The following is a 13,949-nucleotide window of genomic DNA, read 5'->3' as shown; positions in this document are numbered from 1 at the left end:
ATGACATAGTCCTCGCTTGGCAGGATGTAATCAGGTTAATTGTATCGTGGGAAGTATGTTTAGAATGACGGGAGTTTTGTCGGTTTAATTACAAATAGTTTCTTATATTTCTAAAGAATTTCCCCAAAAGTTTGCTGAATATTAATATGGTTTAAGAGGGATGTTTAGGATTTGTTACTATAGGTTTAATTCTAATGCGTACTATGTTAAAAAATATTCACAATTTAGCAATAAAAGGGCTTCCAAACCGCATTGACAGTCAAGTTTAAGAATGCTAACCTTAGTAATATAAACAAATAATTAGTTTAGGATTGTTACTCTAAGCAGGCAAAACCTAAATCCCATTCCCGGCAGTTTTCTGTCTTTATGGTGATTTAGGTTTTTTTATGTTAAACAGATTCAGAAAATTGAAAATAATGGCAGACAGACTAGTAGGAAAGGAGAAATTTCGATGATTACAAAAAGGCAAAAAGATATTTTACTTTTTTTAATAGGAAACAAGGAACTCGTAACTGCGGAGTGGATTGCCAACAAACTGGGCGTAAGCGACAGAACTGTTCGTACTGATATAAAAGAGCTCCAAACAGAGTCTGCAGCCTTTGGTATATGTATTGACTCAGCCAGGGGTAAGGGATATAAAATCGAGGTTAAGGACCAGGATTTATTTGATAAAGAATTCCAGCCTTTAATTAAAGAAACAGCCGATGAAAATCAAAATGATTTCTCCGATCAAAACAGTCGGGTACTATATATTTTAAAACGTTTTTTATTAGGAAGACATCCCATCAAATTAGAGTGTTTTGAGGATGAAGTATTTGTATCAAAACCAAAAATACAGAATGATTTAAAGATAGTAAGATCTATATTAGAGAGATATCAGCTTAAATTAGTAACCCGTCCCCACTATGGAACACATGTTGAAGGGGACGAATATATGAAAAGGCTATGCTTTTCAAATTATATTTTGAGCCGCAACGGCAATTCAAACATTGAAAGCTGTTCATTTCAGGTAATCGATGAAAATTTGTTCGGAAAAATAAAAGAAGTTATCATTAAAAAAGTAAATGACTACAAAATTGAGGTTTCTGATATAGCCCTTGAGAACTTAGCTACCCATATCACAATTGCATGCAAAAGGATTGAGGAAGGCTATGTCATTGAGAACTTTGAACAACATCTTTTTGAAAAATATCCTTTTGAGAAAATTGTCGCTCAAGAGATTGTAAAAGAAGTAGAAAGTTTTTTAGGTTTGACATTCCCCGTATCAGAGATTGATTACATCATTGTCCATTTATTAGGAACCAAATTGATTCATAAACAAACTTTGAATCAATTTAGTGAATATGACGAACTGGGCAACATCATTCATTGTATGATGGAAAAACTGCGCCATGAACTAAACTGGGATTTTAGCTCTGATACCGAGTTTATACAAGCTTTAACCTTGCATATTCGTCCTGCCATGAACAGGCTGAGATACAAAATGAACATTCGAAATCCGCTGTTAAATGAAATTAAGACAAAGTATCCCAGTGCTTTTGAAGGGGCTGCAATCGCAAGTAAATGTATTGAACAGTATTTATCTGTAGAAGTCGGAGAACATGAAATCGCCTATATAGCTTTACATGTAGGCGTTGCTTTAGAACGGATGAAAAGGAGCCAAAAAGCAAAACGGGTTATGGTTGTTTGTGCGTCTGGAGTAGGCAGTGCAAAACTATTATTCTACCATTTGCAGAATCAATTGAAGGATGAAGTCGAAATTGTAGCATCAACGAACTATTATCAATTAAATGAATATGATTTTTCTTCCATTGATTTAATTATTAGTACCATCCCGATTAAAGAAGAATTGGGCGTTCCGGTCCAGGTTGTTAATACTTTTCTTGGTGAGGAGGATATCAAGAATATTCGTGAATGCCTTTCTCCTAATAAAAAAGACAAACAGCCAGCCTATTTAGATAAATCTAGGATTTATATTCATATGGATTTTGAAGATAAGGAAAGCGTCATTTGTTTTCTAAGTGAAGAATTATATAAACAGGGACTTGTTTCGAAGGATTATGTAAAATCTGTTTTAGAAAGGGAATCATTAGCCCCTACGAATTTTGGCAACTTTACTGCAGTTCCGCATCCTATGGTACCTGAAACAGAAGAAACCTTCTGGACAATTTGCACTTTAAAACGGCCAATTGAATGGAATAACAAAGAAATGGTCCAATTCGTTTGTTTATTAAATATCCGTAAAGATCCAAAAGGTGATTTAGACAGAATGTATCAAAAACTGATTTCAATTATCGAGGACAAGTCCGCTGTCCGTAAAATCGTGAAGAGTGAATCAGCAGTAGAGTTAATAGAGTTATTGAATTAAAATTATGTTGGGTTTATAACGCTCCATAGCGGGAGTACAAAAAAGTAGATTAGTGATATTCTTATCAAATCTGACTCTAGTAAGAGTAAATTTAATAAGATAAGTGTGTTGATAGTGGTCAGACCACTTACGCAGTATAGGGCGGTGTGGCTAAATACGATTCAAGACGATAGGGGAGTCCTATTGTCTTTTTTTAATATAAGGTGAAATTTCCGTTGATTAACGGAAAAATAGTTTCTTCAATATAAAACGTTTTCAATTTAAGATGATACAAGAGCAAGATAGAAAACCTGAATTGTAATTGAACTAAATCGGGTTATAGAGATGGAGGAATAACGAATGAAATATTCTGTATTAAAGAAATTTCCGGAAAACTTCCTTTGGGGAGCGTCTACATCCGCTTATCAGGTAGAAGGTGCCTGGAATGAAGACGGAAAAGGCCCGTCTGTTATGGATATGGGAAAACATCCCGAAGAGGTAACAGATTTTAAAATAACCAGTGACCATTACCATCATTATAAAACAGACGTAGCTTTAATGGCGGAAATGGGCTTTAAAGCCTATCGTTTTTCTATCGCCTGGACTCGTATCTATCCAAACGGCACAGGAGAGATAAATGCAAAGGGAGTAGAGTTCTACAATAATTTAATTAATGAACTGATTAAATATAATATTGAACCAGTTGTAACCATGTATCACTTTGACTTGCCTTACGCTTTAGAATTAAAAGGCGGATGGTCGAATCGTGAAACAATTGATGCATTTGAAAACTATGCAAAAACTCTTTTTGAGGTTTACGGAGACCGGGTAAACTACTGGTTAACCATAAATGAGCAAAATACATTAATTTTACACGGAAAAGCAATAGGTTCTGTAGATCCTACTATTGAAAACCCTGAAAAAGAGTTATATCAGCAAAACCATCACATGCTGCTGGCTCAGGCCAAAGCTATGAAGCTTTGCCATCAAATCCTTCCAAATGCAAAGGTAGCTCCAGCTCCAAATATTCAGCTGGTGTATCCTGCTACTTCAAATCCAGAGGATGTACTCGCTGCTCAAAACTTTAATGCGATCCGTAACTGGCTTTACCTTGATATTGCTGTGCATGGGCGTTATAACGCTACAGTATTGAGTTATTTAGAGGAAAAAAACTACACACCTGAAATCCATGAAGGGGATATGGAGACTCTGGCTAATCAAAATCCTGACTTTATCGCTTTTAACTACTACAATACCTTTACAGTAGAAAAAAGTCCTGAAGGAAATGCAGAGGGCAATCATACTGGTGATGAACACCTGAAAATTGGCGAAGAAGGGGTATATCAGGGCCATTCCAATCCGCATCTAGAAAAAACAGAATTCGGCTGGGAGATTGATCCTGTTGGTTTCCGTGCCACAATGAGGGAAATCTATGAACGCTATAATCTTCCTTTGCTTGTTACGGAAAATGGACTTGGTGCTTTTGATAAATTAGAAGAAGGAGATGTGGTAAATGATGATTACCGCATTGAATATTTGAGAAAGCATTTGAAACAAGCCCAGCTGGGTATTACTGACGGGGTAGAGCTAATGGGTTACTGCCCTTGGTCTGCCATTGATCTTGTAAGTACACACCAGGGAATTAGCAAACGTTACGGATTTATTTATGTCCATCGAGATGAATTTGATTTGAAAGATATGCGCCGTATCAAGAAAAAGAGCTTTTATTGGTATCAAAACCTAATTAAAACCAATGGTGAAGAACTTTAAGTTTACTCGTTAAGGTACTCCGGAACAGGGGTACCTTTTTTCGTTTTTGATAAGAGACCCTTTTCTAAGAGAATGCTGCAATTTTTAAGAAACTGTTTTGGTTTTAAACAAAATGTTTACGAAACTAGCCTTTAAATAATAGAGAGGGAGATCGGACCAGGAGATATGTTTCCAGGGAGAAGAATTTTATACCTATTAATAACTTGTATAAATACTTTCCGTTGGATAACGGAAAAAGTCTTTCTGCAATGTAAAGCGTTTTCATTTTAAAATAAGGTTACAAGTTAAATATTAAATTTTTGGAGGAAATAATGATGAAAACAATCATGTTAGTTTGCGCAGCAGGAATGAGTACAAGTTTAATGGTAAGCAAGATGAAAAAGTCAGCTGAAGATAAACACATTGAAGCTGACATTTTTGCCATCTCGGCTTCCGAATTTGATGACACCATTCAAAACAAAGAAATTGATGTAGTATTGCTTGGTCCTCAGGTGAAATTTATGCAAAAGCAATTGGCTCCTAAGCTCGCAGACAAAAATATTCCAATTGATGCGATCAACATGCAGTATTACGGAATGATGAACGGAGAAAAGGTTTTAGAGCAGGCTTTAAACCTAATGGAAAAGTAATAAGCGGAAAATGAGAAGGTTTGGATTCGTCCAAACCTTACCCCAAAAAAAGTGAGGTTTAGCATATGCAAAAATTCATTGAACTTTTAGAAGACAAAATGGCTCCGATTGCATTTAAGCTTGATAGCAATAGATATATAACAGCTATCAAAGATGGTTTCTTTGGAGTAATGTCACTGCTTATTATTGGATCTGTATTCCTATTATTAGCCAATCTTCCAATAAACGGCTACCCAGAATTTATGGCATCAATCCTCGGCAAAAACTGGGCAACTTATTTTACCGCCCCTTTTGATGTAACTATGAGTATTATGACCCTGTATGTGGTTATTGCGATGGCAAGAAGCCTTGGTAAAACCTATAAATTAGATACAATTGCATGTATCACTTCTGCAGTTGTTGCCTTCTTGTTATTAACACCAACAATGGAATTTAAAGAAGGCGGCTTTGGAATTCCGGTATCAAACCTGGGTGCAAGTGGTTTATTCTTAGGTATGATCGTTGCGATACTAAGTGTGGAAATCGTTCGCTTTGTTGATAAAAAGGGCTGGAAAATCACAATGCCAGAATCAGTTCCAGCTAATGTGGCAAGATCGTTCTCAGCTTTAATTCCTGGATTAATTGTTATTATCGTTTTTGATCTGCTTCGTATTGCATTCTCATTTACACATTTTGATACAGTACAGGCATTCATTTTCCATTACCTGCAGGTACCTTTAACAAGCTTGGGAAGTACACTTCCAGCAACTCTGATTGTCACAGTTTTCGAAGCAGTACTATGGAGCTTTGGTATTCACGGATCCAACGTAGTTGGCGGAATTATGCAGCCAATCTGGTTAGCATTAACAGCCGATAACGCAGCTGCATTTGCAGCAGGAAAAGCATTGCCACATATCGTAAACTATCAATTCTATTCAAACTTCATGAAAATCGGTGGTTTCGGAAGTACTTTTGGTTTGGCACTTCTGCTTCTATTTACCGCAAAATCAAGTCAGTACAAGGCATTAGGAAAGCTGGCCATCGCGCCTGGATTCTTTGGAATTAACGAACCTATCATTTTTGGTCTTCCAATCGTACTGAATCCTATAATGATGATTCCATTTATTATTGTCCCACTAGTAATGGCAGTAATCGCATATTTTGCAATGTCAACAGGAATGGTTCCATATACCAATGGTACAAATATTCCATGGACTACACCTCCAGTAATTGCGGGCTTCTTAGTAAGCGGTTGGAGAGGCGCAGTGCTAAACATTGTACAAATTGCCATTTCGGCAGCTATTTACTATCCATTCTTTAAGTCAGTCGATCGTTTGGCATATAAAAAAGAACAAGATGAATTATCTACTCAAAAGTCTGCTTAAGAGTAAATACAGAAAAAAGGTGTGTTTAAAATGATAGAAGAAATAACAGACATTAATATGATAGCATTTTCTATGATTAGTAATGTTGGAACTGCAAAAAGCCTAGTAATGGAAGCACTGTATGCAGCAAAAGACGGAGATTATGCATTAGCAGAAGAAAAAATAAAAGAGTCCAGACAGTTTTTTGTACAGGGCCACAAAATCCATGCATCATTAATTCAGAAAGAAGCAAGTGGTGAAAAAGTAGAATTTTCGATGATCTTCATGCATGCAGAGGATCAGCTGCTAAGTGCTGAGACCATGTCTGAATTAGTAAAAGAAATGATTGAAATGTATAAAAGAATCGATAACAAATGAATAAATAAAAAGGATTATTGCGAGCTTTGGTTCGTAATAATCCTTTTTACTGTCTTGAAAACGTTTTTCCCCATCTATGAAGATGTTGGCCACAAAAAGATTTCTTTTTATTTTCACCACAACTTTTCAAATTCTAATTTTGCTTATAATTGATAATGACAAAAAGCCCTTATAGCAATTAATACATTTTTTGGAAAATAGACAAACTACTCAAACTCTTTTATAAGAAGTGCGTACCATGAAGTAAGAAAGGAATGGAATTCATTGTTCATACCTTTCTAAAATTCTTTAGGGAGGTTACTTTATGCTACAAACTATTGCACCTCAAGAAATCCAAGGAGCAGTGGATGAGTTGTTGATTGCTGGGGAAGGGGAATTTATGTTTGCAGACCCATTTTCAATGGGACCTTTAAGCAGACGTTCATCCAGAAGACGTTCATCCAGAAGGCGTACATCCAGACGTCGTACTTCCAGCAGACGCTCCAGCAGACGCTCCAGCAGGCGTACATCTAGAAGGCGTACTTCCAGACGTCGTTCATCCAGACGTCGTACTTCCAGACGTCGTACTTCCAGACGTCGTACTTCCAGACGTCGTTCATCCAGACGCCGTACTTCCAGAAGACGTACTTCCAGACGTCGTACTTCCAGACGTCGCTCATCCAGACGCCGTACTTCCAGAAGACGTACTTCCAGACGTCGTACTTCTAGATAAACAATTCTAAGAGCATCCAGCTGCTAAAAGTGACAGGCACCTTATATAGGTGCCTCACTTTTAGGCCACAAAAAGTAACAAAATTTATAAAAACCAAACCATCTTTTTTAGTCAGCTGGTTTTTTTTTGCATCTTTTACGAACTAATGTTCTATAATAGAGTTGAGGACAGAACGGAGGATTACGATGGGGATAAGAGACCGCGGAAAGATGAAATGGCAGCCTGCTTCTTTTCTGCCTGACCAATTGAGGATGTTAAGGGATGCCAGGCTTGAGGATTCAAAGGTGGAAAAGCCCCTTTTAGATGAGTATCAATTGGAGGAAATCGAACAGAAGCTTCTTTTGGCAATGGAGTTTGCCAGCAAGGTGACCATTAAGGTTTGGGAGGATGGTTTCTTTTATGAATATAAAGGACTTTTACACAGGCTTGATGAAAGGAATAAGGTTATTTATTTGGAGACGAATGAAGATTTTATGGTGAAAATAAGGTTTTTTGATATTACAGAAATTCTTGTAAATACATAAATTATTTAAATGTGAGGTTTGTTACAGTTTTAATATCAGTCGGTATTATATCCTAGTAAAAAATAGAAACAGAGCAGATGGAAATTTTTCCACCGGGAAAAGTAACCGAAAATACTGCTTTTTTATCTAAATGGAAAGGAGAAATGCAAATGCGTTTGCAGAAATGGCAACTGCCTCTTCAAACCCTAAGCTTGGTTGTCGGTTTTATGGTTTGGGTTCTTATTTCTTCATTAATGTCAAGAATTAAACAGGATATTGATCTTAACGCAAACCAGGTGGCTTTGGTTACCGCTGTCCCGGTCATTCTTGGTTCCATCTTAAGAATTTTCCTAGGATACTGGACGAACCGATTTGGTGCACGAATTATTTTTTTCATAAGCTTTATCATTTTGATTTTTCCTGTATTTTATCTTAGTACTGCTGATTCCTTTATGGATTTAATTATTGGTGGTTTATTCCTTGGGATGGGGGGAGCCGTTTTCTCCATAGGTGTCACATCGATTCCTAAATATTATCCAAAAGAACGGCATGGTTTTGTAAATGGAATCTATGGTTCTGGTAATATCGGAACGGCCATAACATCCTTTTCTGCACCAGTAATTGCTAATAATATTGGCTGGGAAAATACTATACGATTGTTTTTGATTCCGGTTATTTTGTTTGCTTTATTAAACTTCCTGTTCGGTGACCGAATGGAACCAAAAGTCAATAAACCATTATTGGGGCAGATCAAAAGTGTCTATAAGAATGAAAAGCTTTGGTTTTTAAGCTTATTTTATTTTATTACCTTTGGATCTTTTGTTGCCTTTACCGTTTATCTACCTAACTTTTTAGTATCTAATTTTAATTTAACTCCAGTAGATGCGGGATTAAGAACAGCCGGTTTCATTACTCTGGCGACCCTTTTACGGCCAATCGGAGGCTGGCTCGCAGATAAGTTTAATCCGTTTGTGATTTTACTATTCGTTTTTGGAGGACTAACATTTTCAGGTGTTCTGCTTTCTTTTTCACCTACTATAAATCTCTATACAGTTGGGTGTTTAACCATTGCATTATGCGCGGGGGTTGGCAATGGAACCATTTTTAAGCTTGTTCCATATTATTTTTCAAAACAAGCGGGTATTGTTAACGGGATCGTTTCTGCTATGGGCGGTTTGGGTGGTTTCTTCCCACCCCTTGTACTGACAATCGTTTTCGGTATTACCGGGCATTATGCCATTGGATTTATGTCGCTTGCTATGTTTGCATTGGCGAGTCTCGTAATAATCGTCTGGATGTATTATCTCGAAAGATTAAGCCTTGAAACAAAGATTCTTGAAAATGTGGGGCAAAGCTTAATGGTAACTGACACCCGTGGAGTGATTCAAAAGGTGAATGGTGCTTTTACCAGAGTAACCGGTTATGAAGCGAAAGAAGCTGTAGGAAAATCATCAAACATCCTGCAGTCAGGAAAACATGATAAGAGCTTTTATGAAAAAATGTGGGCATCCATTTTAAAAGATGGCTATTGGCAGGGTGAGATTTGGAACAAACGAAAGAATGGGGAACTCTATTTAGAATGGCTCACAATAAGTGAAGTAAAAAATGATGCCGCCGAGGTGAAATACTATCTCGCGCTATTTAGTGATATGAATGAATCAAAAGGCTGAAGGTGATCCTTCGGCCTTTTTCTTTTTTTGGCGTGTCCAGCAAAATCGTTAATGACTAGTTGGTGAAAGTTCAACCTGAGTAAGTACCAAGACGCTCAGTAGCTGACAGGCAGCTGGTGGAGAAATCCTAAGGATAAGACCTGTGACAACTCTCTTGGAAAGTTACAATAACTATTTTAATTTTACTCTTAAATTGATATCATTTAATTAAGTTTTAATTATTATAATATTTAGTAAATTAAGTCATCTTTAATTAAAATACTATACGGTCAGTATTCTTGTTGTTAAAAAAATGGAGGTCATTGTAAATGTCAGTTTTAAACCCTAAAATGAAGTATTTTTTGGAAAACCTGTTACCTGTATATCCTGAAGGCTATTCTCCTACTTTAGAGGATATCCGCTCAAGGTCAAGCGCCGTTAAAGGAACAGTGGAGCCTGTTCATAAAGTAGAAGACCGCAGCATTCAGGGACCAGAAAGTCTGATATCTATTAGAATATATACACCTGAAGGACAAGGTCCATTTCCTTTAGTTGTCTTTTTTCATGGTGGGGGATTTGTTTATGGAGATCTTGAAAGTCATGATGCTGTTTGCCGAAGCATTGTGAATGCATCCCAGCATATCGTAGTTGCCGTAGATTATCGTCTTGCACCAGAGAATCCTTTTCCTGCAGCTCCTAATGATTGCTTTGCAGCCACAAAGTGGGTATATGAGAATGCTTCCGAATTAAACGGGGATAAAACAAACTTATCTGTTGCCGGAGACAGTGCTGGCGGGAATTTAGCAGCGGTTGTTTGCTTAATGGCTAAAGAAAAAGGTGGCTTATCGATTTCAAAGCAGGTTCTCCTTTACCCAGTAACCGATTCCTATCAGCCTGGAAAGTATGAATCTTATATCGAAAACGGAAAGGGGTATTTTCTTACCACAGACTCCATGGGATTGTTCAGTAAATTATATGTTCAAAACAGCGAGTGGCGAAATCATCCTTATGCAACCCCTTTAAACGCACCAGATTTAAGTGGTTTGCCTCCTGCCCTTATCATTACGGCAGAATATGATCCACTCCGTGATGAGGGTGAAGTATATGCGGAAAAATTACGTAATTCAGGTGTAGAAATTACATTGGAAAGAGAGGAAGGGCTTATCCACGGATTTTTTAACCTCTTCAGTTTAATGGATTCAAAAGAGGACCTAAAAGAAATATATGAATCTATTGGTTCCTTTCTAAAAAATTAAGGGGCGATTTACGTTTGCAAAGGAACATGAATTATAACGTTACAACTTAGTAACATTATTTGCCCGCCCACTGCCATAAGATGGTTTTATAACTAAATATTTTGGGGGGCTAATAATGAATGGAAAGCTAATTGAAATACGAGGCAAAGAAATATATGTTGAAGTACATGGCGAGAAAAATAAATGCCCCGTTCTCTATTTGCATGGTGGTCCTGGAGAAAGTTGTTATGACTTTTCTTATCATCAAGCGAAAACTTTATCTGAATTTGTAAAATTAATAGCTATTGACCAAAGAGGGGTCAGCCGTTCTGAACTGATTGAAGATGATGATGTTTTTGGATTGGACGATATTATAGAGGACTGCGAAGAACTAAGGAAACTTCTTGGCATTGAACGCTGGTCCTTAATCGGTCATTCATTTGGCGGATATGTAGCTTTAAAGTATGCGTATAAATATCCTTCTTCAGTTAATAAGATTATATTTGAAGGTCCGACATTTGACTTTAGGCTCACAACCATTAGTCTATTGGAAAAGACGGCTCAAATAGCAGAAAAATACGATATTCAAAACATAAGTGAAGAGTGTCTGTCTCTTGCAAAAAGTAACAGGTCAACGAAAGAACTGGTTGAAGGTTATTTGGACTTAAGCTATTATTTATGCGAAAAAAGAATGGAAATCTACACATATAATTTTAGTAATCAAACGGATTATTCGGTTTATACGCAGGAGGAATGGAACAATTTCGATTATAATGCAGAAGTCCACTATGATCGTTTACGAGATGAAGGGGCAATCTACGAAACTCTTTTGCCAGTAATAAAGGAAATCCAGTCTCCCATGTTACTTTTACTAGGGAAGTATGACCCTGTTACCTGCCAGAAACAAATTGATGCGTTTAAAAAGAATGCAAGGTACAGGAAGATCTTTATTTTTAATAACAGTGGACACACACCTCACTATGAAGAAAGTAAGTTATTTTCCAAAGTTGTGATAAATTATTTATTAGATAAACCTTTAAAATAAATCCTGAAGGAGAGTTAGAGGACTCTCCTTTTTTGATCTTTAACAATAAGCAGAAAAGACAGGTGACGAATATGAAAAGGAAAAGAGATATCACTTGGTTTTGGAGTGAAATGTACCGTGTTCTAATCAAGTGATTGTATAGCTGTTAATAGATCCTTTTCTAAAACATAATTATTGGAATTGTAAGGAATATACATAATCACTATATTTCTAACCGTATATATTGCAGGGGGAATAGCTATATCTTTTAAAGCGAATTTAGCTTCGAGTTGTTCTTTTATGAATAAAGCATCCTCCTTTGTATTGCCCTGATAAAAATTTACGCACTCTTTTTCTTCCAAGAAACAATGTCTTTCTTGTTCGTATTCAGGAATTTGAAATAATCCTTGAATCGGATGGATACTTGAATAAGGATATTTCTTTTCAAGAACAGATGCTACAAGATCAATTGATATAGGATAAGGCACTTCACTTTTCTTATACTTAGCAGTCTGTTTTTTCGCTTTTACATATTCTTCATTCTCAAGGGCTAACCAGTAGCTTTTTCTACCTTTACTAATAGTTATTAAATAATTTCTGCCTGAATCCCAGAGTGTATATTTCTCAATTTTATTATTAGGCACTTCTATGATCAATTGAGGTTCTCTTTTAGGAAAACCCGTTTTCACAGTTGGCGGTTCCAACGTATCAATCCATTGAGTTTTATCTATAACTTCTATTAATTTCTGATCATAAGGAAATGTTTTACCGTTAACTATCATTGAAGAAGAATGGCTTTCATTTTCTTTATTGATTGTACAACCAGTAAAAATAATAAATAGGAGGATTAAAGGGAAAAATATAAGTTTCTTCAAAACTTCACCCACCTTCGAACCTGTTTCCTTAATTTTACCAGGGATTACCACCTTCGCAATGAAAAATTTCATATCAATGTCCAATGAGGGATTTATTAATAAGATGGAAAAAGAATAGTCAATTAACCCTTGCAGTGAGGCCTTCTAGAGCCCAATATTCCCATTAGCCCTTCGCGTAAAGCGTATGCCTAAAGCGAAAAACAAGAACCTACCGCTATGAATTTACGAAAAAATATTCTATAATTGTGGGGCTGAAAAAGAATTGCGGTATTACATTACAGTGAGAATGAATTTTAGGTATATCTATAATGAGATTTAACATGATTCAAATGTTTGCTAATAATATTTAACAGTATTTTTAAACCAGCCAAAGAAAATAATAGAAGATATTGGTGCGTAACGGCACAGATCGTTTAAGGTGTGTGAAAACTATGATGGAAGATATTTTATTGAAAGTCCAAAGAGGCGAATTAAGTGTTTCAGAGGCGAAAGAAAAGTTAGCTACATATGAAAATTTAGGTTTTGCAAAAGTCGATCATCACCGGAAGAATCGTCAAGGGTTCCCGGAAGTAATTTATGGGGAAGGGAAAACGAAAGAACAAATCCTTTCTATTATTAAAGCAATCAGATCAAAAGATAATGATGTATTAGTGACAAGAATTTCAAAAGAAAAAGCTGATTATATCCTTTTAGAGCACCCGGAGTTTATTTATAATAACACGGCAGAGATTCTCTTCTGGAAAGAGAGCGCTAACACAACTAGTGAGGAACCTTATCAAGGTTACATTGCCATTGTTTGTGCTGGAACCTCTGATCTAAAGGTAGCAGAAGAAGCTGCCATTACAGCTGAAGCATTAGGAAGTGAAGTTCGACGGTTTTATGATGTAGGCGTTGCTGGGATTCATCGTTTATTTGATAATATCGAACAAATTCAACAGGCAACAGTCTCCGTAGTAGTAGCAGGAATGGAAGGAGCTCTTCCGAGTGTTGTAGGTGGCCTCGTCTCACATCCTGTCATTGCGGTTCCGACAAGCGTTGGTTATGGTGCGAATTTCCACGGTCTGTCAGCATTACTGACCATGTTGAATTCATGCGCCTCAGGTATTAGTGTGGTGAATATAGACAATGGATTTGGTGCTGCTTACAACGCTGTCCTGATTGATAACATAGCGAAAAAAGGAGCCAAAAAAGGATGAAAACACTTTATATAGATTGTTTTTCAGGGGTTAGCGGAGATATGTTTATCGGTGCTCTCTTGGATGCTGGAGCAGATCCGGCCATTTTAGATAAAGAATTAAAAAAGCTTCATATTGAAGATGAATATGAATTGTCTTTGAAAAAGGTTGTAAAAAATGGGATTACAAGTACTAAATTTGATGTAGTGTTAGCGCATGACCACCAACATGAGCATGACCACCAACATGAGCATGACCACCAACATGAGCATGACCACCAACATGAGCATGACCACCAACATGAGCATG

Annotated in this window: 13 protein-coding genes; 12 read left to right on the top strand and 1 reads right to left on the bottom strand. The window is 36.7% G+C overall.

The window, feature by feature from the left end; genetic code table 11:
• Positions 1-451: 451 nt before the first annotated feature.
• The 10 genes from AC3WR0_RS18750 (at position 452) to AC3WR0_RS18705 (ending at position 11,611) form a co-directional block, all read left to right on the top strand.
• On the top strand, positions 452-2,368 hold the full coding sequence (locus AC3WR0_RS18750; RefSeq protein ID WP_492553744.1) for a BglG family transcription antiterminator: 1,917 nt from the start codon (positions 452-454) through the stop codon (positions 2,366-2,368).
• 339 nt (positions 2,369-2,707) lie between these two features.
• On the top strand, positions 2,708-4,117 hold the full coding sequence (locus AC3WR0_RS18745; protein ID WP_492553743.1) for a glycoside hydrolase family 1 protein: 1,410 nt from the start codon (positions 2,708-2,710) through the stop codon (positions 4,115-4,117).
• Between the two features lie 314 nt (positions 4,118-4,431).
• Positions 4,432-4,746, top strand: coding sequence for a PTS sugar transporter subunit IIB (locus tag AC3WR0_RS18740; RefSeq protein WP_492553778.1), 315 nt, complete (start codon positions 4,432-4,434; stop codon positions 4,744-4,746).
• A gap of 65 nt (positions 4,747-4,811) precedes the next feature.
• Complete coding sequence (locus tag AC3WR0_RS18735) at positions 4,812-6,110, top strand: PTS sugar transporter subunit IIC (protein WP_492553742.1); 1,299 nt, start codon at positions 4,812-4,814, stop codon at positions 6,108-6,110.
• A 30-nt stretch (positions 6,111-6,140) separates the two neighbouring features.
• Positions 6,141-6,467 carry a PTS sugar transporter subunit IIA gene (locus tag AC3WR0_RS18730; RefSeq protein WP_081679935.1) on the top strand — a complete coding sequence of 109 codons (327 nt, stop codon included), beginning with the start codon at positions 6,141-6,143 and terminating at the stop codon, positions 6,465-6,467.
• Between the two features lie 304 nt (positions 6,468-6,771).
• Positions 6,772-7,179 carry a hypothetical protein gene (locus AC3WR0_RS18725; RefSeq protein WP_492553741.1) on the top strand — a complete coding sequence of 136 codons (408 nt, stop codon included), beginning with the start codon at positions 6,772-6,774 and terminating at the stop codon, positions 7,177-7,179.
• 185 nt (positions 7,180-7,364) lie between these two features.
• Positions 7,365-7,703 (top strand): YolD-like family protein, encoded by a 339-nt coding sequence (locus AC3WR0_RS18720; RefSeq protein ID WP_492553740.1) that lies wholly within the window; start codon positions 7,365-7,367, stop codon positions 7,701-7,703.
• A 149-nt stretch (positions 7,704-7,852) separates the two neighbouring features.
• A complete protein-coding gene (locus AC3WR0_RS18715; RefSeq protein ID WP_492553739.1) occupies positions 7,853-9,352 on the top strand; it encodes a nitrate/nitrite transporter in 1,500 nt (499 codons plus the stop codon).
• A 308-nt stretch (positions 9,353-9,660) separates the two neighbouring features.
• Positions 9,661-10,587, top strand: a complete 927-nt coding sequence (gene lipP1 / locus AC3WR0_RS18710) for a LipP1 family hormone-sensitive lipase (RefSeq protein WP_492553738.1) — start codon at positions 9,661-9,663, stop codon at positions 10,585-10,587.
• A 115-nt stretch (positions 10,588-10,702) separates the two neighbouring features.
• Complete coding sequence (locus AC3WR0_RS18705; RefSeq protein ID WP_492553737.1) at positions 10,703-11,611, top strand: alpha/beta fold hydrolase; 909 nt, start codon at positions 10,703-10,705, stop codon at positions 11,609-11,611.
• 122 nt (positions 11,612-11,733) lie between these two features.
• Here AC3WR0_RS18705 and AC3WR0_RS18700 read toward each other — a convergent pair whose 3' ends face one another.
• Positions 11,734-12,465, bottom strand: coding sequence for a hypothetical protein (locus AC3WR0_RS18700; RefSeq protein ID WP_492553736.1), 732 nt, complete (start codon positions 12,463-12,465; stop codon positions 11,734-11,736).
• 431 nt (positions 12,466-12,896) lie between these two features.
• On the opposite strand from AC3WR0_RS18700, the gene larB reads away from it, so the two are divergent.
• Positions 12,897-13,661 carry a nickel pincer cofactor biosynthesis protein LarB gene (gene larB / locus AC3WR0_RS18695; RefSeq protein WP_492553735.1) on the top strand — a complete coding sequence of 255 codons (765 nt, stop codon included), beginning with the start codon at positions 12,897-12,899 and terminating at the stop codon, positions 13,659-13,661.
• On the top strand, positions 13,658-13,949 hold a 292-nt coding region (gene larC, locus AC3WR0_RS18690; protein WP_492553734.1), incomplete at its 3' end, for a nickel insertion protein. The genes larB and larC, both read left to right, overlap by 4 nt.

The sequence above is a fragment of the Neobacillus sp. FW104-15D2 genome (assembly GCF_058790155.1).
The sequence above is the reverse complement of the archived record's forward strand: the minus strand, read 5'-3'. Positions and strand labels throughout refer to the sequence as shown.